Origin of the sequence: Streptomyces luomodiensis (assembly GCF_031679605.1) — a bacterium.
Taxonomy (GTDB): Bacteria; Actinomycetota; Actinomycetes; order Streptomycetales; family Streptomycetaceae; genus Streptomyces; species Streptomyces luomodiensis.
On the sequence record NZ_CP117522.1, the window covers coordinates 7943785 to 7965497 of the forward strand.

At 70.6% G+C, this 21713-nt stretch carries 18 protein-coding genes, 2 tRNA genes and 1 pseudogene; 18 read left to right on the top strand and 3 right to left on the bottom strand.

Translation table 11 applies throughout. The annotated features are described in order from the left end of the window. Nucleotides 1–185 precede the first annotated feature (185 nt). From PS467_RS33615 to PS467_RS33665, 11 genes and pseudogenes are all read left to right on the top strand, one after another. Nucleotides 186–641: a TIGR02611 family protein gene (locus PS467_RS33615; RefSeq protein WP_311038366.1), complete on the top strand. Its 456-nt coding sequence runs from the start codon at nt 186–188 to the stop codon at nt 639–641. Nucleotides 642–707: 66 nt separating this feature from the next. Beyond that, nucleotides 708–779 (top strand) — tRNA-Val (locus PS467_RS33620). Between the two features lie 253 nt (nt 780–1032). After that, the gene (locus PS467_RS33625; protein WP_311038367.1) at nt 1033–2313 is read left to right on the top strand and encodes an ABC transporter substrate-binding protein; all 1281 of its coding nucleotides are present in this window, start codon (nt 1033–1035) and stop codon (nt 2311–2313) included. Between the two features lie 11 nt (nt 2314–2324). Then, entirely contained in the window at nt 2325–3326 is a 1002-nt protein-coding gene (locus PS467_RS33630; RefSeq protein WP_311038368.1) for a carbohydrate ABC transporter permease, read from the top strand. Continuing rightward, a complete protein-coding gene (locus PS467_RS33635; RefSeq protein WP_311038369.1) occupies nt 3323–3445 on the top strand; it encodes a hypothetical protein in 123 nt (40 codons plus the stop codon). Before PS467_RS33630 ends, PS467_RS33635 begins: the two co-directional genes overlap by 4 nt. Next, nucleotides 3442–4299: a carbohydrate ABC transporter permease gene (locus PS467_RS33640; RefSeq protein ID WP_311038370.1), complete on the top strand. Its 858-nt coding sequence runs from the start codon at nt 3442–3444 to the stop codon at nt 4297–4299. The genes PS467_RS33635 and PS467_RS33640 overlap by 4 nt, the downstream gene beginning before the upstream one ends. Nucleotides 4300–4306: 7 nt before the next feature. Continuing rightward, entirely contained in the window at nt 4307–4903 is a 597-nt protein-coding gene (locus PS467_RS33645) for a DUF624 domain-containing protein (protein WP_311038371.1), read from the top strand. A gap of 110 nt (nt 4904–5013) precedes the next feature. Beyond that, nucleotides 5014–7761 carry an exo-rhamnogalacturonan lyase family protein gene (locus PS467_RS33650; protein ID WP_311038372.1) on the top strand — a complete coding sequence of 916 codons (2748 nt, stop codon included), beginning with the start codon at nt 5014–5016 and terminating at the stop codon, nt 7759–7761. Nucleotides 7762–7800: 39 nt separating this feature from the next. After that, nucleotides 7801–8241 (top strand): annotated as a pseudogene (locus PS467_RS33655) (SRPBCC family protein); the annotation flags it as partial. Nucleotides 8242–8419: 178 nt separating this feature from the next. Next, a tRNA-Val gene (locus PS467_RS33660) sits at nt 8420–8494 on the top strand. 114 nt (nt 8495–8608) lie between these two features. Continuing rightward, the gene (locus PS467_RS33665; protein WP_311038373.1) at nt 8609–8980 is read left to right on the top strand and encodes a VOC family protein; all 372 of its coding nucleotides are present in this window, start codon (nt 8609–8611) and stop codon (nt 8978–8980) included. Between the two features lie 42 nt (nt 8981–9022). Here PS467_RS33665 and PS467_RS33670 read toward each other — a convergent pair whose 3' ends face one another. After that, the gene (locus tag PS467_RS33670; RefSeq protein ID WP_268975456.1) at nt 9023–9748 is read right to left on the bottom strand and encodes a 3'-5' exonuclease; all 726 of its coding nucleotides are present in this window, start codon (nt 9746–9748) and stop codon (nt 9023–9025) included. A gap of 160 nt (nt 9749–9908) precedes the next feature. Between PS467_RS33670 and PS467_RS33675 the strand changes: the two genes are divergently transcribed. From PS467_RS33675 to PS467_RS33690, 4 genes are all read left to right on the top strand, one after another. Beyond that, the gene (locus PS467_RS33675; RefSeq protein ID WP_432280672.1) at nt 9909–10487 is read left to right on the top strand and encodes a DUF4365 domain-containing protein; all 579 of its coding nucleotides are present in this window, start codon (nt 9909–9911) and stop codon (nt 10485–10487) included. After that, on the top strand, nt 10487–11689 hold the full coding sequence (locus PS467_RS33680) for a serine/threonine-protein kinase (RefSeq protein WP_311038374.1): 1203 nt from the start codon (nt 10487–10489) through the stop codon (nt 11687–11689). The genes PS467_RS33675 and PS467_RS33680 overlap by 1 nt, the downstream gene beginning before the upstream one ends. A gap of 120 nt (nt 11690–11809) precedes the next feature. After that, nucleotides 11810–13789 carry a threonine--tRNA ligase gene (gene thrS, locus PS467_RS33685; RefSeq protein ID WP_311038375.1) on the top strand — a complete coding sequence of 660 codons (1980 nt, stop codon included), beginning with the start codon at nt 11810–11812 and terminating at the stop codon, nt 13787–13789. Between the two features lie 91 nt (nt 13790–13880). Next, nucleotides 13881–14465, top strand: coding sequence for an HIT family protein (locus PS467_RS33690; RefSeq protein ID WP_311038376.1), 585 nt, complete (start codon nt 13881–13883; stop codon nt 14463–14465). An 85-nt stretch (nt 14466–14550) separates the two neighbouring features. Here the strand turns inward: PS467_RS33690 and PS467_RS33695 are convergent, their stop codons facing one another. After that, complete coding sequence (locus tag PS467_RS33695; protein WP_268975460.1) at nt 14551–16203, bottom strand: AbeC-like domain-containing protein; 1653 nt, start codon at nt 16201–16203, stop codon at nt 14551–14553. Nucleotides 16204–16402: 199 nt separating this feature from the next. After that, complete coding sequence (locus PS467_RS33700) at nt 16403–18610, bottom strand: elongation factor G-like protein EF-G2 (protein WP_311038377.1); 2208 nt, start codon at nt 18608–18610, stop codon at nt 16403–16405. 206 nt (nt 18611–18816) lie between these two features. Here PS467_RS33700 and pgsA point away from each other — a divergent pair, with 206 nt between their 5' ends. Genes pgsA through PS467_RS33715 form a run of 3 tightly spaced genes read left to right on the top strand, consistent with a single transcriptional unit; the run spans nt 18817 to nt 21574 of the window. Next, the gene (pgsA, locus tag PS467_RS33705) at nt 18817–19485 is read left to right on the top strand and encodes a phosphatidylinositol phosphate synthase (RefSeq protein ID WP_268975462.1); all 669 of its coding nucleotides are present in this window, start codon (nt 18817–18819) and stop codon (nt 19483–19485) included. Continuing rightward, on the top strand, nt 19482–20417 hold the full coding sequence (locus PS467_RS33710) for a phosphatidylinositol mannoside acyltransferase (RefSeq protein ID WP_311038378.1): 936 nt from the start codon (nt 19482–19484) through the stop codon (nt 20415–20417). The genes pgsA and PS467_RS33710 overlap by 4 nt, the downstream gene beginning before the upstream one ends. Then, a complete protein-coding gene (locus PS467_RS33715; RefSeq protein ID WP_268975464.1) occupies nt 20414–21574 on the top strand; it encodes a glycosyltransferase family 4 protein in 1161 nt (386 codons plus the stop codon). Before PS467_RS33710 ends, PS467_RS33715 begins: the two co-directional genes overlap by 4 nt. The last annotated feature ends 139 nt before the right edge of the window (nt 21575–21713 follow it).

Below are 21713 nucleotides of genomic sequence, written 5' to 3' on the forward strand. Positions count from 1 at the left end.
CCAGGGCCTTTCGCTCAGTGTGCGCTCGGGGATTCGCACGTCGGCGAAATCGACATGCCACCTACGGTGCCGTTGTAAACCCCTCTGACCGTTTTGCGGCGCTTCTGGTAGCTCATGCGGCCCAGCTCCGGGGCGGCCGCTACCGCCGTTCCGGTGAGCTCGGGCGATCGGGTAAGTTGGGTCACATGAACGCGGAGAGTGACGGGCGGCAGGGGGGTTCCGAATCGGTGCCCCATGCCGCGACGGGGGACGATGCGCCGACGAAGGGGCCAGTGCTGGGTTCCCGGGCACCGCGGTTCATCCAGCGGTCGCGCCCGCTCCACCTGAGCTGGCAGGTCGGAGTGTTCATCGTCGGCCTCGCGGTCGTGGGCGTGGGCATCGTCATGCTGCCGCTGCCCGGTCCGGGGTGGCTGGTGATATTCGCCGGTATGGCGATCTGGGCGACCGAGTTCGTCTGGGCCCAGTTGGTGCTGGCCTGGACCAAGCGCAAGGTGACCGAGGCGGCGCACCGTGCGCTGGATCCGAAGGTGCGCCGGCGCAATCTCATACTGACCACGATCGCCGTGGTCGTCTGCGCGGCGGCGGTGTCGGTCTACGTGTGGAAGTTCGGCGTCGTGATGCCGTGGAAGATCGAGCAGTGACCGGCCCTGGCTCGTAGGGCTGGTCATGAGCACGGTCCGGCATACGCTAATGTTGGCCGTGCGCCAGGGCGATTAGCTCAGTGGGAGAGCGCTTCGTTCACACCGAAGAGGTCACTGGTTCGAACCCAGTATCGCCCACCCTGGACCGAGGGCCCGGAAGGCATCAGTCTTCCGGGCCCTCGGCGTTGTCGCATGTCCGAAGGTGTCCGGTGGCGGATGGCCGGTGGCGTTCGCCCCAAGCGCTTTCGTGCAGGCGCCTCACCCGATCCGATCGATCCTGTCCGAACCGTTGACGTAGGCGTCGCCGGTCCATAACTTGTCCCGGCAAGCGCTTGCCTAAAACGTTTCAAGCTGTGGGGGCGGTCGGACGACCTGCCCGGGAGGGGCGTGCATGGGTGCTCGGCGATGGACGGCGAGGGCAAGAGGGTTCCGGGCGGCCGCGGCCGCGGTGGCCGCGCTGGGGCTGCTGGCCACCGGCTGTGGCGGGGGGAGTGGCTCGGGAGACGGCAAGGTGACCATCCGCTACTCCTGGTGGGGCGCCAAGGATCGCGCCGAGCTGATCCAGAAGACGGTGGAGCTGTTCGAGAAGGAACATCCGAACATCACGGTCAAGACGGACTTCTCGGAATACACCGACTTCTGGAGCAAGTTCAACACCCAGGCCGCGGGCGGAAACGCCCCGGACGTCTTCCAGAACTCCTACGCCTTCTTGCGCAAATACGGCGACAAGAACCTGCTCCTGGACCTGAACGGTCAGGCCAAGGCGGGAAACCTCAGCCTGAAGGGTTTCCGCGACGGGCTGGAGAAGGCCGGCGATATCGACGGCAAGCTCCTCGGCGTGCCGGTCGGCGCCAATACCTTCGCCCTTTTCTACAACCCGGACGCCTTCAAGAAGGCCGGGGTGACCGTCGAGGACGGCTGGACCTGGGACGACTTCTTCGCGGCCGCCAAGAAGGTGCGCAAGAGCGACGGCACGCTCTACGGCGCGAGCGACAACGCCAATGTGATGTATCTGTACGACCTGTATATGCGGCAGAACGGCAAGGCGTTCTTCACCAAGGACGACAAGCTCGGCTTCACCAAGGACGACCTCACGCGGTGGTGGAGCCTGTGGCGGCAGCACGCCAAGGCCGATGAGCTGGTGCCGGGCAAGAAGTCCGAGCAGGCCAAGCCCAAGGCGTCGATCAGCGCCGATCTGTCGGCCGCCGAGTTCACCTGGGACAACTTCCTGGTCCGCTTCGCCGCCGAGACCAAGACCACCCTCGACCTCGGGCCGATCCCGACCACCGACGGCAAGCGGACCGGCCAGTACCTCTCCTCACTGATGCTCAGCGGCTCCGCCCGCACCCAGCACCCCAAGGAAGTCGCCCAGTTCATCGACTTCATGACCCATGACCCCGAGGTGGGCAAGATCATGGGCTACAACCGCGGCATCCCGGCGACCACCGCCCAGTACGACGCGTACAAGCCGCAGGGCGTCGACGCCAAGATCGCCGCGTATGAGAAGAGCGTCAGCGCCGAACTCGAGCCGATCACCCCGCATCCGGCCGGCGCCGATGTCGCCGAGGCCGCCTTCCTGAGGATCTACACCCAGGTCGCGCTGGGGCAGACCTCGATGGACAAGGCGGTCGACCAGTTCTTCGACGAGGCCGAGTCCGCGCTCGGGTCGTGAGGAGAGTTTCCGTGACACCGACCACGACGCGTGCGGCGGACGGGGCGCGGCCTCCCACCGGGACGTCCGGGGCGAAGGCCGCCCCGGGCCCCGGTGCCGCCCCCGCGGCGGGGCGGCGGCAGGGCCGCCGGGAGACCCTCGCGGGCTATCTCTTCCTGACCCCCTGGTGCATCGGGATCCTGCTGCTCACCCTCGGCCCGATGCTCGTCTCGCTCTATCTGGCGTTCACCGACTACAACCTCTTCGACTCGCCCCAGTGGATCGGGTTGCAGAACTTCCAGGACCTCCTCGAGGACGACCGCTGGTGGACCTCGGTCCAGGTGACGCTGAAGTACGTGCTGATCGGCACGCCGCTGAAGCTGGCGGCGGCGCTCGCCGTGGCGCTGTTGCTGGTCAAGCCCCGCAAGGGACAGGGCTTCTACCGTTCGGCGTTCTACGCCCCCTCGCTCATCGGCGCCAGCGTGAGCATCGGCATCGTCTGGCGGGCGATCTTCAACGACGACGCGATCGTCGACAAGTCCATGAGTCTCTTCGGCTGGGACGTCGGCGGCTGGATCGGCGACCCGGACTGGGCGCTGCCCACACTGATCACCCTCACCGTCTGGCAGTTCGGCGCGCCGATGGTGATCTTCCTGGCCGGGCTGAAGCAGGTGCCGAACGAGCTGTACGAGGCCGCCGCGATGGACGGCGCCGGCCGCTGGCGCCGGTTCCGGTCCATCACCCTGCCCATGATCTCCCCGGTGCTCTTCTTCAACCTGCTGCTGGAGCTCATCCACTCGTTCCAGGTCTTCACCTCTGCGGTGGTGATCGTGGGGGCGGGCACCAACACCGGCGGACCGGGCGACTCCCTGCTGGTCTACGGCTGGTACCTCTACGAGCAGGGTTTCCACAATCTGCGCATGGGTTACGCCGCCGCGATGGCCTGGATGCTGATGCTCGGCATCGGCCTGGTGACCGCGGTGCTGTTCAAGACCCAGCGCGGCTGGGTGCACTACGAGGAGGACGCCAGGTGAGCGCGGACCGGCGCGCCGCGCGGGCTGGACTGAGGAACCACGCGGCGACCAAGGAGCGTGCGGTGACGAAGGAAGTCCGTGCGGCGGAGCGCGCCGGGACCGAGCGGGAGGCGTCGTGAGTGCGTCTGCGACGGTCGGGCGCCGCCGGGCGCGCTCGGTGATCTGGCATGTGGGGGCGCTCGCCGTGCTGGCGGTGATCCTCTACCCCGTGGTGTGGGTGATCGGCGGCTCGTTCAAACCCGGTGACCAGATCATCGGCAGCCTCCAGCTGCTGCCCACCGATCCGATCGTCGACAACTACCGCCGGCTCGGCGACGGCATCGCGGACGTGCCGATCTCGACCTTCTTCACCAACTCACTGCTCCTGGCGGCCGGTTCGGTGATCGGCGTGCTGTTCTCCTGCTCGCTGGCCGCCTACGCCTTCGCCAGGATCCGCTTCGCGGGGCGGAACGCGCTCTTCACGCTCATGATCTCCACCCTGCTGCTGCCGTTCCAGGTGCTGATCATTCCGCAGTACATCCTGTTCCAGAAGATGGACCTGATCAACACCTATGTGCCGCTGCTGCTCGGCAAGTACCTGGCGGCGGACGCCTTCTTCGTCTTCCTGATGGTGCAGTTCATGCGCGGGCTGCCCCGGGAGCTGGACGAGGCGGCCCGGCTGGACGGCTGCGGCCATCCGCGCATCTACTGGAGCATCGTGCTGCCGCTGTGCCGTCCGGCCCTGATCACCAGCGCGATCTTCACCTTCATCTGGTCCTGGAACGACTTCATCGGACCCCTGCTCTATCTCAACGAACCGGACAAGTACACGGTCTCGATGGGCCTGAAGCTCTTCATCGACCAGGACTCCGTCGCCGACTACGGAGGCATGGTCGCGATGTCGCTCGTCGCCCTGCTGCCGGTGCTGCTCTTCTTCCTCGCCTTCCAGCGCTATCTGGTCGAGGGCGCGGCGACCTCCGGACTGAAGGGCTGAGACCGCCATGACAGAAGCCGCCGTACGCGGTGTGCAGCGGCCCGAGCGCGGCCCGCTGCGTTTCGCCCTGTTCGCCGAATGCCTGCTGACCGGCGTGTGGGTGGTGCTCGCCGCGCTGCCGGTGATCACCGTGCTGCCCGCCTTCGCGGCCGGCTGTGCGCATCTGCGGCGCCATCTGGACGGGGAGCGGTCCACCTGGCGGGACTTCCTCGCCGGGCTGCGGGAGGCGGCCCGGAGCGGCTGGCGGTTCTCCCTGCTGTGGTGGGCGGCGCTCGCACTGCTCGCCTTCGATCTGCGGGTGGCCCGCTCGGGGGCCCTGCCCGGCGGGCCCGCGCTGATCGCGGTGAGCGTGGCGGGCCTGCTCGCGGTGATCGTCCTCGGGCTCCGGACGGCGGCCGTGCGGCGGCCCGGCACCCCCTGGCCGACCGCCGCCCGTACCGCCGCACGCCAGGGCCTGGCCGCCGACCCCGGCGGATCGCTGCTGCTCGTCGGCGGGCTCGCGGTGCTCGCCGTCGCCGCCTGGCAGATGCTGCCGCTGATCGCCCCGGCCATGGGCGCCCTCGCGGGCTGTGCGGTCGCGGTGGAGCGGCGCGCCCGCGCCTGATCCGGCGCCGTCCGCCGCCTGCTGACCGGCTCCGTCCTGCCGTATGTCATGCACCTGCCCCTGACCAACCCCCCGTTCCCCCCCGCCCCCGTACGAAAGGTGAAGCGGACATGCCCCCGATCCCCCGACGCGACCTCCTCAAGGCCGCTGCCGTCACCGGCGCCGCCGTGCCGTTCTCCTGGCTGCTCGCCGGTAACGCCCCGAAGGCCGCCGCCGACAGTCCCGCGAGGAAGTCCGCCGACGAGCCCGTGGACATCACATGGCTGGAGGACGGCGGTCTGGGCGCGGCCGCGGGCTCCACCTTCGGCGTCCCCTGGCCCAAGGGCGCCCACCCCGGCGACCGGACGTTCACGCTGACCACCGCCGACGGCAAGGAGGTGCCGCTCCAGACCTGGGCCACCGCCTACTGGCCCGACGGCTCCCTCAAATGGACCGCGCACGCGGCGGGGGAGGGCCTCACCGGCAGCGCCTACCGGCTCACCACCGGCAAGCCCGCCGCGCCCGCCAAGAAGGTCACCGTCTCCGAGAGCGGCGGCGGGATCACCGTCGACACCGGGGTGATCAAGGCCGTGATCGGCAAGGACGGGAAGAAGCTCGTCCGCACCGTCACCCGTGGCTCCACCGAGATCGCCCGCGACGGCCGGCTGGTCCTGCTCCGCCAGGGCGGCCTCGACGACGGCGATCAGGGCAGCGCCGCGTGGGAGCGGTTCGACGGCGAGATCAGCGGGACCGAGGTCGAGCAGAGGGGCCCCGTCCGCGTCGTCGTCCGCATCGACGGCACACACCGCAAGGGCCGCCGCGGCTGGCTCCCCTTCAGCGTCCGGCTCTACTTCTACGCGGGCGCCGACTCCTTCCGCATGGTGCACACGATCACCTACGACGGCGATCAGAACAAGGACTTCATCCGCGGCCTCGGCGTCCGCTTCTCCGTACCGATGCGCGACGAGGCGTACGACCGCCACATCCGTATCGCGGGCGAGGGCAAGGGATTCCTCACCGAGGCCGTCAAGGGCGTCACCGGGCTGCGCCGCGACCCCGGCGCGGGCGTCCGCACGGCCCAGGTGAAGGGCGAGAAGCTGCCCGACCCGGCCACCTGGGACCAGCGCGTCACCTCCCGGCTGCACCTCATCCCCACCTGGGGCGACTACACCCTCTCCCAGCTCTCCGCCGACGGCTTCACCCTGCGCAAGCGCACCAAGCCCGGCCACGGCTGGATCGCCGCGGGCGGCGGACGCCGGGCGAACGGCTTCGGCTATGTCGGCGGCGTCAGCGGCGGACTCTCCTTCGGACTGCGCGACTTCTGGGAGAAGTTCCCCGCCCAGCTGGACATCCGCGGCGCCGCCGGGGACGAGGCCGAGGTCACCCTGTGGCTCTGGTCGCCCGAGGCCCAGCCCATGGACCTGCGCTTCTACCACGACGGCCTGGGCCAGGACAGCTACCCGGAACAGCTGGAGGGCCTCCAGATCACCTACGAGGACTACGAACCGGACTTCGGCACCCCGTACGGCATCGCCCGCACCAGCGAACTCACCTTCTGGGCCAACGCGGCCACCCCCGACGCCGACACCCTCGTCCGGCAGGCCGCCGCCGTGCGCACCCCGCCCCAACTGGCCGCCGGTCCCGCCGATCTGGCCCGCGCCAAGGTCTTCGGCGGCCTCTTCGCCCCCGTCGACCGCTCGACCCCCGCCAAGGCGAAGATCGAGAACCGGCTGGACTTCCTCTTCGACTACCACAAGGGCCAGGTCGAACAGCGCCGTTGGTACGGCTTCTGGGACTACGGCGACATCATGCACACCTACGACGGCGACCGGCACCAGTGGCGGTACGACGTCGGAGGCTACGCCTGGGACAACTCCGAGCTCTCCCCCGATCTGTGGCTGTGGCTGGCGTATCTGCGCTCCGGCCGCTCCGACATCTTCCGCTTCGCCGAAACCATGACCCGGCACACCGGCGAGGTCGACGCCTACCACCTCGGCACATGGGCCGGGCTCGGCACCCGGCACGGCGTCCAGCACTTCGCCGACAGCGCCAAACAGCAGCGCATCTCCACCGCCCTGTACCGCCGCTACTACTACTTCCTCACCGCGGACGAGCGGGTCGGCGACATCATGCACGCCCTCGTCGACTCCGACGAGACGTTCCTCGTCCTCGATCCGCAGCGCAAGGTCCGCGAGGACCCCGACTACGAGCCCGACCCGCACGCCCTGTCCATCGGCTTCGGCACCGACTGGAGCGGTCTGGCCGGTGCCTGGCTCACCGAATGGGAGCGGCGCGGCCCCAAGGCGAAGAAGGCCGAGGCGCGGCTGCGCTCCACCATGGAGACCATCGCGGCCCAGCCCAACGGCTTCGTCCAGGGCAGCGGCCTGTACGACCTCGACACCGGCAGGTACGCGATCGACGACGAGCCCAAGGTCAGCGTCTCCCATCTGTCCGCGGTCTTCGGCCTGGTCGAGGTCTGCGCCGAGGTGATCGACCTCATCGACATGCCGCAGTTCAAGGAGGCATGGCTGGACTACTGCCGCTACTTCAACGCCACCAAGGCCGAGCAGAAGGCCCGCTATGGCGCCGACTTCGGCTCCCTGATCCTGGTCCAGGGCCATTCGCGGCTCGACGCCTACGCCGCCGTGCAGCTGAAGGACGACGAGCTGGCCGCCCGCGCCTGGCGGAAGTTCACCGAGTACCACGAGGGCGACGGCTACCCGGACACCACCACCAGCTGGAAGACGGTCGAGCTCGAAGGCCCGGACGTACTGGAGCCCGGCGTCGAGGCGGCCTGGGTGAGCACCAACGCCACCGCCCAGTACGGCCTCGCCGCGATCCAGAACCTCGCGCTCGTCGGCGACAAGCTGCCGGGCTAGAGCTGGCGCCGGCCGCCACCGGCCGACCACACTGGGGGCATGGACTGGTGCCACTACCGCTTCCACAGCCGCTGGGACCTCGACGCTCCGCCCGCCGCCGTCTTCGCGGCGCTGGCGAACGCCGAGGACTATCCGTGGTGGTGGCCCCAGGTCCGTGAGGTCCGTCGGATCGACGAGCGCAGCGGCGCCGCCCGCTTCCGCTCCGTCGTCCCGTACGACCTGCGGGTGATCGTCAGCGAGGCACGTCAGGACCCGGCGGCCGGCGTACTGGAGATCCGCCTCTCCGGCGATCTGGAGGGATGGGTGCGCTGGACGGTCATGGCCCAGGACATCGGCACCCGCGCCCGCTTCGAACAGGAGGTGGTGGCCCGCAAACCGCTGCTGCGCCGCCTCGCGCTCCCCGGCCGCCCCGTCTTCCGGGCCAACCACGCCCTGATGATGCGCTCCGGGCGGCGGGGGCTGCGGGCACACCTCGCCGCACGGGCCGCCGGGCCGGCTGAGACTCCCGGGGCGACCGGACCGACTGAGACTCCCGGTGCGGCCGGGGCGGCCTCCGAGCCCTCCGGGCCCTCCGGCGGAAACGTGGTTTGAACCAAACCCGCCGCGACCTGTATTGTTCAGGTCGTTCCACCGGGGAGGGCCCCGAGGAGAACAACCCGGGCGATTAGCTCAGTGGGAGAGCGCTTCGTTCACACCGAAGAGGTCACTGGTTCGAACCCAGTATCGCCCACCACCCGATGAGGCCGGGCCGCCAGCAGGCGGCCCGGCCTCATGTCTGTGTGCTTGTGCGGCCCGGAGCTGGGTATCCGGATAAAACTTCCGTGGGTGACGAAGTGGAGGGGAACTCATGGCCGTAGCGAGCGCAGCCGTCCTGTCCCTGGACTGTGCCGAACCCGTAGAACTCGCCGAGTTCTACGCCCAGGTGCTCGGCGCGCAGATCCAGCCGTTGACCACCCCCGACCGGGTCGAGATCGTCGCACCCGGCGGTTCGCGGATGGCGTTCCTCAGGGACCACGGCTTCGCCCCGCCGAGCTGGCCGCGGCCGGACGACTCCCAGCAGGCCCATCTGGACCTGCTGGTGGAGGACATCGACGCCGCGGAGCGCCAGGTCGTCGACCTGGGCGCCCGACCGCTGGACACCAAGCACAACGGCGGCCCCCGCGATGTGCGGATCTACTCCGACCCGGCGGGCCACCCCTTCTCGCTCCGCAAGGGCTGAAGCGTCCGCGCTCAGCCCGTGCGGCGGAGCGAGAGCCGGACGTCAGGCGGCGGCCGCGAGGTCGGGCCGCAGCGGCCAGGCCGGATCGCAGACTTCGTCCGAGCCGTTGAGCGCGAACCACGCCTGGAGTCCGCGGGCCTGCGCCGCGTACCAGACCGTCTGGCGGGCGTGCAGCTCGGCGGGGGTCAGGGTCTCCAGCCGGGAGGCGAACCGGCGGCCCACCGCCCGTACGACGTTCAGCGCGGCCGCGGCGTCCGCCGCCGCGTCATGCGCGCCCGTCAGCTCCACGCCGTAGTGCGCACACAGATCGATCAGGGTGCGGCGGCCCTTGCGATAGCGGTCCAGATGCTTGTCCAGCACCCGTGGATCGAGAACGCTCAGCGACCGCAGCGACAGATAGCCCGCCAGGCTGGAGTTGCGATGCCGCTTCAACTCGCGGTCCAGCAACGTCAGATCGAACGGCGCGTTCATCACCACCAGCGGGGTGCCCCGCGCGGTCTGCTCCGCTATCGCCCGCGCCACCTCGTCCATCACCGGCGCCGGCCATCTGCCGTGATGCTGAAGATGGGCATCGGTCAGACCGTGTATCTCGGTGGCGGCCGGCGGCACCGGCACTCCCGGACTCACCAGCCAGCGCCGGACCTCCGGCAGACTTCCGGTCCCGCGCTGCACCACCAGGGCCGCCGACACGATCCGGTCATGTTCGACATCGACACCTGTGGTCTCCGTGTCAAACGCGGCGAGCGGCCCCTCGAACCAGGACGGCATGGCCTCAACTCCTCGTGCGCTTCCCGTCGATGACATCTGCACCCCGCCCCGACCAGGTGATACCCGGAGCGGGCAGCCCGAACCGCCGCTGTTTGCCGAGGTCCTGACGGGGAGACAACACAGATGTACGAGCCGGCGACGACCGGAAGGCGTCACGGACATGACGCTCGCGCAACCCGACCCGGCCCCGATGGCGAGCGGTCTCGCCCTGAGCGGACCACCTCCCGTGCGTGGCCAGATCGCCACCACCGCCTGTATGGAGACCCCTCAGGTGGGTTATCTGCACGCGGTGGCGGCCGCCGCCGGCTGCTCGCTGGCCCAGCCCTTCCCCGACCACGGCATCGACTGGCATGTCAGCCACAGCGCGCCCGGTCACGCCGTGGACGACGAAGTCACCATCAAGGTGCAGCTGAAGGCCACGTACCAGATCGCGCCGGACCCTCCCGGGCCGACCTTCGCGTTCACCCTCGACAACGACCACCTGGTAAAGCTCGCCCGCAGCCCGGTGTCCGTGCACAAGATCCTCGTCGTGATGATCGTGCCGCGCCGCCGGGAGGACTGGTTGCGGGCCGGTCATGACCGCCTGTCCCTGCGCCACTGCTGCTACTGGATCAACCTGGCCGGCCACCCGATCACGGGCCGCCGGCGGACCACCGTGCGGATCCCGACCGCACGCGTCTTCGACGACCGCGCGCTCTGCGAGATCATGACCCGGGTCGGGGCGGGAGGGAGACCGTGATGGACCGACCGTGGCCGCAGGACTCCCCGCCACCCCCGCCGGTCCCGCACCCCGACACGGTCGACCCGGCCGTCCTCGGCGCGCTGCTCGCCCGGCACGGCTGGCGCCGCCGCGGCGGCGCCCCGGGGCACTACGCCCGGTGGACCCCGCCGGGCCGCCTCGCGGGCGGCACCAGCCTGCTGGTGCCCGAGAGCCGGGACTTCCCCGACAGCGGCGATCTGCTCGGCGAGGCGCTGATGGCGCTCAGCCGCAGCGCCGCCCCCTCCGCCCGTGAGGTGCTCACCGCACTCGCCGTGCCCGGCGACGAGATCCGCTGGCGCCGCGCGGTGCCCGAATCCCCGGGCGGCACCGCCGCCTGGACCGCGCAGGAGCGGCTGCGCACCGCCGCCCGCGACACCCTGCTGGCCGGTGCGCTCGCCACCCGGGGCCGCGCGGGCTACTACGGCGCCCGGCACCGCCGCGCCGCCGAGGCGTGGCTGGAGCGGGTGCTGACCGGGCCCTCGGGCACGGAGTCCGCCGGCCGTGAGCTGACCGTCTTCGTGCCCGTCGCGGAGGACGGCCGCGCCACCTCCGTCACCCTGCTGCGCGCGCTGTACGCCCTCCGTGACGCCGCCGACTACCACCGGGCGACGGGCGGCATGGAGGCGTATGACGCGGCGGTCGCGGCGGGGGTGTGCCGGGAGCTGACCGATGCGGTGATCGCGCTGGTCCAGGGCACGGAAGGGGCTCGGGTGGCGCTGGAGTGGGCACCGGCCGCCGGTCCGCCGCCGGGGTTCGCCGCCCGGCCCGATCCGGTGGAGTTCTCGCCCGGCGATCTCCCGGGACTGCGGGAGGCGGGGGCCCGCTACGTCCGGGACGAGCCCTCCCCGCCGGTGCTGATCACCGGCGCGGTGGTGCGGCTGCGCCGTACCGGCCCCGGCGGACCCGGGACGGTGCGGCTGCGGGTGCTGTCCGGGGCGGATGTCGCACAGGTGCGGATCACCCTGGACGAGGACGACTACCGCATCGCCGGCCATGCCCATCTGGTGGGGCTGCCGATCCAGGTGCGGGGACGGCTGGAGAGCCGCGGCGGCTTCCGTCGGCTCAGCGGAGCCACCGGCGTCACCCCGGTCCAGGTGGACGAGGCCGAGCGGGACCGGCTGGTCAAGTCGCTCCAGGAGAACCTGGACTTCTTCGAGGAGGCGTGCGGCGGCGGCCCCTGACCGCCGCCCCGGGCCGTGGGGGGCCCGCACCACCGTTTCGCGGTCGCACCCGTCGGCTCGGTACGATTCACGCTGCGCGGTATTCGCCGCGGGGAGCCATCCTTCAGTCAGGAGAGACCGGTGTCAGACGTCCGTGTGATCATCCAACGCGATTCCGAGCGGGAAGAACGTGTGGTGGCCACGGGCACTACGACGGCGGACCTCTTCGCCGGCGACCGCTCGATCGTCGCCGTGCGCGTGGGCGGACAGCTCAAGGACCTGGCGTACCAGCCGGCCGAGGGCGACGAGATCGAACCGGTGGAGATCACCAGCCAGGACGGTCTGGACATCCTGCGCCACTCCACCGCGCATGTCATGGCCCAGGCCGTGCAGGAGCTGTACCCGGAGGCGAAGCTCGGCATCGGCCCGCCGATCAAGGACGGGTTCTACTACGACTTCGACGTGGAGACCCCGTTCCACCCGGAGGACCTCAAGCGCATCGAGAAGAAGATGCAGGAGATCCAGAAGCGGGGGCAGCGCTTCTCCCGCCGCGTGGTCACCGACGAGGGGGCGCGCGAGGAGCTGGCCGCCGAGCCGTACAAGCTGGAGCTGATCGGGCTCAAGGGGGCGGCCGCGGACGCCGCCGAGGGCGCGTCGGCCGAGGTCGGCGCGGGCGAGCTGACCATCTACGACAACCTCGACGCCAAGTCCGGCGAGCTGTGCTGGAAGGACCTGTGCCGTGGTCCGCACCTGCCGACCACGCGGCACATCCCGGCCTTCAAGCTGATGCGCAGCGCCGCCGCCTACTGGCGGGGCAGCGAGAAGAACCCCCAGCTCCAGCGGATCTACGGCACCGCCTGGCCGACCAAGGACGAGCTGAAGGCGTACCTGGACTTCCTCGCCGAGGCCGAGAAGCGCGACCACCGCAAGCTGGGCGCGGAGCTGGACCTGTTCTCCTTCCCCGACGAGCTGGGCTCGGGCCTGGCGGTGTTCCACCCCAAGGGCGGCGTGATCCGCAAGGAGATGGAGACGTACTCGCGGAAGCGGCACGAGGAGGCGGGGTACGAGTTCGTCAACACCCCGCACATCACCAAGGCGTGCCTCTTCGAGACCTCCGGCCATCTGCCGCACTACATGGACGGCATGTTCCCGCCCATGGAGTTCGAGGGCCAGGACTACTACCTCAAGGCCATGAACTGCCCGATGCACAACCTGGTCTTCCGGGCGCGCGGGCGGTCGTATCGCGAGCTGCCCCTGCGGATGTTCGAGTTCGGCACGGTCTACCGCTACGAGAAGTCCGGCGTCGTCCACGGCCTGACCCGGGCCCGCGGCTTCACCCAGGACGACTCGCACATCTACTGCACCAAGGAACAGATGGCCGATGAGCTCGACAGCCTGCTCACCTTCGTGCTGGACCTGCTCCGCGACTACGGCCTGAGCGACTTCTATCTGGAGCTGTCCACCCGGGACGACTCCGACAAGTTCATGGGCAGCGACGAGCAGTGGGAAGAGGCCACCGAGGAGCTGCGCAAGGCCGCTGAGAAGCAGGGCCTGGAGCTGGTCATGGACCCCGGCGGCGCGGCCTTCTACGGCCCCAAGATCTCGGTCCAGGCACGGGACGCGATCGGCCGTACCTGGCAGATGTCGACCATCCAGCTCGACTTCAACCAGCCGGCCCGGTTCGAGCTGGAGTACACCGCGGCGGACGGCTCCCGGCAGCAGCCCGTCATGATCCACCGGGCGCTCTTCGGCTCGATCGAGCGCTTCTTCGCGGTCCTGCTGGAGCACTACGCGGGCGCCTTCCCGGCGTGGCTGGCCCCGGTCCAGGCGGTCGGCATCCCGATCGGTGACGGCCATGTGCCGTATCTGGAGGAGTTCGCCGCGCAGGCCAGGGCGAAGGGCCTGCGGATGGAGGTGGACTCGTCCTCGGACCGGATGCAGAAGAAGATCAGGAACGCGCAGAAGTCCAAGGTGCCGTTCATGATCATCGCCGGTGACGAGGACATCGCGGCCGGCGCGGTGAGCTTCCGCTACCGCGACGGCTCGCAGAAGAACGGCATCCCGATCGACCAGGCGCTGGCCGAGATCGTCGACGCCGTGGAGCGCCGGATCCAGGTCTGATCCACAGCGGTCTCCACGGAGGCCGGGATTCTGAGGGGCGGTCCCGAGGCGGGGCCGCCCCTCGGCTCTTCCTCACCCCTGCCGGGCGAATATGCTGGCCCGCATGACGAGTGAGCCGGAACAGCAGATCGGAGTGGGGACGCCTGACGCGTTCCAGCGCCTGTGGACGCCCCACCGGATGGCCTACATCCAGGGGGAGAACAAGCCGACCGGCCCGGGTGCGGGCGACGGCTGTCCGTTCTGCTCCATTCCGGAGAAGTCCGACGAGGACGGCTTGATCATCGCCCGCGGTCGCTCCGTGTACGCCGTGCTGAACCTGTACCCGTACACTGGCGGCCACCTGATGGTCGTCCCGTTCCGGCACATCGCCGACTACACCGATCTCACCGCCGAGGAGACGGTCGAGCTGGCGGAATACACCAAGGCCGCCATGACCGCGCTGCGTACCGCCTCGGGTGCGCACGGTTTCAACATCGGGATGAACCAGGGCACGGTGGCCGGCGCCGGGATCGCGGCGCATCTGCACCAGCATGTGGTGCCGCGCTGGGGCGGGGACACCAACTTCATGCCCGTCATCGGCAGCACCAAGGTGCTGCCGCAACTCCTCGCCGACACCCGCCGGTTGCTCGCCGACGCCTGGCCGAAGGCGGAGGCGGGGGCAGAGGCGGAGGCATAAGCACGGGCACGGACCCGGCAGGCGAAACGAGAAGGCCCCGGCCGCACGGCCGGGGCCTTCTCGTGCGGTGCGGCCTTACGCGGCCCTACGCGTCGTACAGATCGGCCTTCTTCGGGGCCGCCTCCTGGATCTGGCCGCTGAGCGCCAGCGAGCGGTTGCCGAAGCGCTCGGTGTCCACGCCGTGGCGCTTGAGCACCCCGATGGCCGCCTCATGGACCACCCGCAGCACCGGGGTGGCGGCGCGCAGGGCGTCGTCCGCCATGAACCGGTGCCGCCACGGCTTGTCCGCCCAGGCATGCCGCAGACCGAACGGCTCGGGCAGGACCAGCTTGCCGCCCAGGTGGTCCAGGATCGGCGGGTACCAGGTGAAGGGGGCGCGCGCGGCCAGCCGCACCACCTCCTTGGCGTTCACCAGCGGCAGCGGGATGGACTTGGTCTCCCAGAACCGGATCGGCTTGGCGACGGTCTTGCTGGGCGCTGAGGGCTTGCTGGTGAACATCGGGTGCACCGGCCCCAGGGCGTGCCCGGTGACCTCGATCCGCAGCGTCTTGTGCAGCAGGGTCACCGTGATCATCAGCGTGATCACCAACTGGCCGTCCCAGAGCACGAACTGCACACCCAGATAGTGCCGGTCACCGGCGCCGAACTGCTGCGTGTCGCAGATCCGCTGGAGGTCCACGCCCTTTATCTGGAAGCCCTCCTCCTCGGAGGTGCCGCCGCGCGAGACCGACTTGGCCCCCTCGCCGATCGGCGAGACCACCCAGTGGCGCACGGAGGGCGGCGGGAAGCCACCGGTGTGCAGCGGGGTGCGCTCCAGCATGCGCAGCTGGTCATGGATCGCCCGTATGACGTCCCAGCTGCGGAAGGGGTCGATCTCCTTGTCCGGATCGGCCGAGACCAGGTCCTCGGCCAGCTGCCAGCTGCCCCAGCGGGTGCCCATGCCCAATATGCCCTTGGGGCCGGCGTAGAAGACCACATTGCTGTGCTGCTCGGCGGTGAGCTTGTGGAGCGACTTGCGCAGCTCCTCGGCGGCGGTCTGGCCCGGGTGGTTGGGCACGGTCTCGGGCACCTTGGCGCCTATGCCGCCGCCCGAGAGCAGCCCGCCCCAGGCGTCCCGGAGCTCCTTGGCGGTGCGCTCGCAGATCTGCTTGGCGATGTACCAGCCGATCACCGGGGCGACCACGACGCCCCGCAGATAGATCCCCCAGAAGCCGCTGAAGGGCAGCTTGATCAGGAAGATCAGGACCATGATGCCGAGTGCCAGCAGCAGCGCCGTGCCGAGCGCCCCCATCCGCTTGTCCTGGGCCCCGGCGACCGAGCGGCGCAGCTGGAAGGCGCCGAGCCAGAGCAGCGTCCCGGGCAGGAACAGCAGCCCGAAGATCACCATGACGGCGGTGAGCCGCGCGTCCCGGGTCTTGCGGATGCGGTTGGCGGCCAGGCAGTGCTCCACGACCGTCTGCGGCTCCATGCCGAAGGACTGGATCACCTGGCCCCGGCCGCCGCCGAGCATTCTCGTCTGGACGGCGCGCGCGAACGCCTCGCCCAGATTCGGCTCGAAGAGCGACATCCTCGGGGCCTTGACCTCCGAGACGGTCCACTCCGAGTTGGCCTCGAGCAGCTTTGCCACGGGGTCGTCGCGGTAGGCGGCCGAGGCGAGTGCCTGGGTCGCCGCCGTCTGTCCCGCCGCCCCCGAGAGGGGAACCTGCGCCCCGGGACTGAAATCGAATCCGTCCGTCACCAACGCCCCCAATACGGCACGCTCTTGCGCTGCGACCTCAGCGTATCCGGGGTGTGCACCGCCTGTCGCCAGGGCGTGTGCGGCCTGTGGAAAACCCTGGTGGAGAAAACGGTCCGGGACAGCCGGCGGCGGCGGTCCGCCCGCCCCGGCGCGTCCGGGGCGGGCGGAACCGTGACGTACGCCACGGAAGGGCCGTGAACTACGCCTCGGCGGCGACGCGTTCGCGCATCCGCTCGGCCAGCTGATGGGGCATCGGCTCATGCCGGGCGTAGGAGCGGCTGAACCGTCCCGTGCCATGCGACAGCGATCGCAGATCAACCGCGTACCGACCGATCTCGATCTCCGGCACATCCGCCTTGATCAAGGTCTGTCCGCGGCCGGACTGTTCGGTGCCGACGACCCGGCCGCGCCGCCCGGACAGATCGCTCATCACGGCGCCGACGTAGTCGTCCGAGATCAGCACGCCCAGCTCCACCACCGGTTCCAGCAGGTCGATCCGGACGTCGGCGGCCGCCTCGCGCAGCGCGAGCGCACCCGCCGTCTGGAAGGCCGCGTCGGAGGAGTCCACCGAATGCGCCTTGCCGTCCAGCAGCGTGACCCGCACGTCGACCAGCGGGTAGCCGGCGGCGACGCCGCGCGCCGCCTGGCCGCGCACGCCCTTCTCGACGGACGGGATGAACTGCCGGGGCACCGCGCCACCGACGACCTTGTCCACGAACTCGATGCCCGAGCCCTCCGGCAGCGGCTCGACCTCGATCTCGCAGATCGCGTACTGACCGTGCCCTCCCGACTGCTTGACGTGACGGCCGCGCCCGGCGGACTTCGCCGCGAAGGTCTCGCGCAGCGAGACCTTGTACGGCACCGCGTCCACCTGGACGCCGTACCGGCTGCGCAGCCGCTCCAGCGCCACGTCCATATGCGCCTCGCCCAGGCACCACAGCACCACCTGGTGGGTGTCCGGATTCTGCTCCAGGCGCATCGTCGGGTCCTCGGCGACCAGCCGGGACAGGCCCAGCGACAGCTTGTCCTCGTCCGGTTTGCTGTGCGCCTGGATGGCCACCGGCAGCAGCGGATCGGGCATCTGCCAGGGCTCCATGAGGAGCGGCTGGTTCTTGGCCGAGAGCGTGTCCCCGGTCTCGGCGCGGGTCAGTTTGGCCACGCACGCCAGATCGCCCGCGATGGCCTGGGCGAGGGTGCGCTGCTGCCTGCCGAACGGCGTGGACAGGGCGCCGACCCGCTCGTCCACATCGTGGTCCTCATGACCGCGGTCCTCCAGACCGTGTCCGGACACATGCACGGTCTCGTCGGGGCGGAGCGTGCCGGAGAAGACCCGCACCAGCGAGATCCGGCCGACATACGGGTCGGAGGAGGTCTTGACGACCTCGGCGGCCAGCGGACCGTCCGGATCGCACACCAGCGGCGGGCGCGGCGCGCCCTGCGGGGTGGTGACGGCGGGCGCCTCGCGCTCCAGCGGGGTGGGGAAGCCGCCGGTCATCAGATCGAGCAGTTCGGTGGTGCCCAGGCCCTGTTTGGACCCCTCGGCGGCGGGCGCCGCCGCGAGGACGGGGTGGAAGCTGCCGCGTGCGACGGCCTTCTCCAGGTCCTCGATCAGCGTCTTGACGTCGATCTCCTCGCCACCGAGGTAGCGGTCCATGAGGGTCTCGTCCTCGCTCTCGGCGATGATCCCCTCGATGAGCCGGCCGCGGGCCTCCTCGATCAGCGGCAGCTGGTCCTCCCGGGGCGGCGATTCGGTGCGCACCCCAGAGGAGTAGTCGAAGACCCGCTGGGTGAGCAGTCCGATGAGCCCGGTCACGGGGGCGTGCCCGTCCGGCCCCGGCGCGCCCCGCAGCGGCAGGTACAGCGGCAGCACGGCGTCGGGGTCGTCGCCGCCGAAGCTCTCCCGGCACAGTTCGGTCATCTCCTCGAAGCCGGCGCGGGCCGCCTCCAGGTGTGTGATCACGATGGCGCGCGGCATCCCGACCGCGGCGCACTCGTCCCAGACCATGCGGGTGGCCCCGGTGATGCCCAGGGCGTCCTGGGCGGCCGAGACGACGAAAAGGGCCGCGTCCGCCGCTCGCAGACCGGCCCTGAGTTCCCCGACGAAATCGGCGTAGCCCGGGGTGTCCAGGAGATTGATCTTGATCCCGTCCCATTCGACGGGGACCAGGGACAGCTGGATCGAACGTTGCTGCCGGTGTTCGATCTCGTCGTGGTCCGAGAGGCAGCCGCCGTCCTCGACCCTGCCCGCCCGGTTGACCGCGCCCGTCGCCAGCGCGAGGGCCTCCACCAGCGTCGTCTTTCCGGTCCCGCTGTGGCCGACCAGAACCACATTCCGCAGGGAGCTGGGCCGGTCGGCCGCCACTGCCCTTCCGGCGGCCCCTGGGTGTGTACTCGTCTTGTCGCCCATGTGTCTCGCCTCCCGGTCGACACCTTGCGATACTTCGAGCTTTCCACCGCCGTAACGGTGCGTCCATACGTCGCACATCCGGCCGTACCACGCATGGGGCCCCGAAGCTGTCCGACAGGTGCACGGCGGCCCACCCGGGCGTGGCTACGATGGGCGCGCCGGTGGCCCCTTGACCATCCGGCCCGTTTCGACCCCCCGGGAAGGTCATGCTGAACAAGTACGCGCGTGCGTTCTTCACGCGTGTTCTCACACCGTTCGCCGCCCTGCTCATCCGCCTCGGGGTCAGCCCCGACGTGGTGACCCTCACCGGCACCGCCGGCGTCTGCGCGGGCGCACTGGTCTTCTATCCCCGGGGGGAGTTCTTCTGGGGCACGGTCGTCATCACGCTGTTCGTCTTCTCCGACCTGGTCGACGGCAACATGGCGCGGCAGCTGGGGCGCTCCAGCCGCTGGGGCGCGTTCCTGGACTCCACGCTGGACCGGGTCGCGGACGGCGCGATCTTCGGCGGTCTGGCGTTGTGGTACGCGGGCCGGGGGGACGACAATGTCCTGTGTGCGGTGACGATCTTCTGCCTCGCCAGCGGCCAGGTGGTCTCGTACACCAAGGCCCGCGGTGAGAGCATCGGGCTCCCGGTGAACGTCAACGGGCTGGTGGAGCGCGCCGAGCGACTGGTGATCTCGCTGGTGGCCTGCGGCTTCTCGGGTCTGCACGCGTTCGGCGTGCCGCATATCGACATCCTGCTCCCGATCGCGCTGTGGATCGTGGCCGTCGGCAGCGCGGTGACCCTCGTCCAGCGGGTGGTGACCGTGCGCCGGGAGGCCGCCGAGGCGGAGGCCGAGGAGCGGACGGTGCCCCAGGGGGGCGAGACGCGGTGAGGGACAGGCTGACCGACGCGCTGTACGGGCTCGGCTGGAGCACGGTCAAGAAGCTCCCGGAGCCGGTCGCGGCGCGCCTCGGTCAGCGCATCGCCGACCAGACGTGGAAGCGGCGCGGCAAGGGCGTGCTGCGTCTGGAGGCCAATCTGGCGCGGGTGGTCCCGGACGCCTCGGCGCGGCGGCTCGCGGAGCTGTCCCGGGCGGGCATGCGCTCGTACCTGCGCTACTGGATGGAGTCCTTCCGGCTGCCGGTGTGGAGCCCGGAGCGCATCGGGGGCGGCTTCGACGTCAAGGACGTGCACCATCTGGTGGACGGCCTCGCCGCGGGCCGGGGCGTGATCCTCGCGCTGCCGCACATGGGCAACTACGACCTCGCCGGGGCCTGGGTGACCACGCATCTGAAGGTGCCCTTCACCACGGTCGCCGAGCGGCTGAAGCCGGAGTCGCTGTACGACCGGTTCGTGGCCTACCGCGAGGGGCTGGGCATGGAGGTGCTGCCGCACCAGGGCGGGAGCGCCTTCGGGACGCTGGCCCGGCGGCTGCGCTCGGGCGGTCTGGTGTGCCTGGTCGCCGACCGGGATCTGTCGGCCTCCGGGGTGGAGGTGTCGTTCTTCGGCGAGCGGGCGAAGATGCCGGCCGGGCCCGCCGCGCTCGCCCTCCAGACCGGTGCCCTGCTGCTGCCGGTGACCCTCTGGTACGACGAGTCGCCGGTGATGCGCGGCCGGGTGCATCCGCCGGTCGAGGTGCCCGCGGACGGGAACCGCGCGGAGCGGATCGCCGTCATGACCCAGGAGGTGGCCGACGCCTTCGCCTCCGGGATCGCCGAGCACCCGGAGGACTGGCACATGCTGCAACGGCTGTGGCTCGCGGACCTGGAGCACGGATCCGGACGTCCGGGACGTCCTGGACCCTCCCGAATGGAGAAGCCGTGAGGATCGGGATCGTCTGCCCGTACTCCTGGGACGTCCCCGGCGGTGTCCAGTTCCACATCCGCGATCTGGCCGACCACCTGATCCGGCGCGGCCACCAGGTCTCCGTGCTGGCCCCGGCGGACGACGAGACGCCGCTGCCGCCGTACGTGGTCTCCGCCGGGCGCGCCGTGCCGGTGCCCTACAACGGCTCGGTGGCCCGGCTGAACTTCGGCTTCCTGTCGGCCGCGCGGGTGCGCCGCTGGCTGCACGACGGCGCCTTCGACGTGATCCACATCCACGAGCCCACCTCGCCCTCCCTGGGGCTGCTGGCCTGCTGGGCGGCCCAGGGGCCGATCGTCGCGACGTTCCACACCTCCAATCCGCGCTCCCGGGCCATGATCGCCGCCTATCCGATCCTCCAGCCGGCGCTGGAGAAGATCAGCGCGCGCATCGCGGTCAGCGAGTACGCGCGGCGGACGCTGGTGGAGCACCTCGGCGGTGACGCGGTCGTCATCCCCAACGGCGTCGATGTGGACTTCTTCGCCGACGCCGAGCCGAAGGAGGAGTGGCAGGGGGACACGATCGGCTTCATCGGCCGGATCGATGAGCCCCGTAAGGGGCTGCCGGTGCTGATGCGCGCCCTGCCGAAGATCTTCCAGGCCCGGCCGGGGGCACGGCTGCTGGTCGCCGGGCGCGGCGACGAGGAGGAGGCCGTGGCCGGTCTGCCGGGGCCGCTGCGGGAGCGCGTCGAGTTCCTGGGGATGGTCAGCGACGAGGACAAGGCGCGGCTGCTGCGCAGCGTGGATGTCTACGTCGCGCCCAATACGGGCGGCGAGAGTTTCGGCATCATCCTCGTCGAGGCGATGTCGGCGGGCGCCGCGGTCCTCGCCAGCGACCTGGACGCGTTCGCGCAGGTGCTGGACGGGGGAGCGGCGGGTGAGCTGTTCGCCAACGAGGACGCCGACGCCCTGGCGGCGGCCGCGGTGCGGCTGCTGGGCAACCAGGAGCGGCTGGCCGAGCTGCGCGAGCGGGGCAGCCGGCACGTACGGCGCTTCGACTGGTCGACGGTCGGGGCGGACATCCTCGCGGTCTACGAGACGGTGACGGACGGGGCGGCGTCCGTGGCCGCCGACGAGCGCACGCGGCTGTGGACGCGTCTGGGGCTCGCCCGGGACTAGCCGAATGACGCGTCTGGGGCCGGCGGCCTGCGCCGGGACCGGCCGGACGCTCCGGGGCTCGCGTCGGGACCGGCCGGATGCCCCGGGGGCGTCGCGTGGGACCGCCGGGCCCCGGGGCCCGTGCCGGGACTGGCGGGAG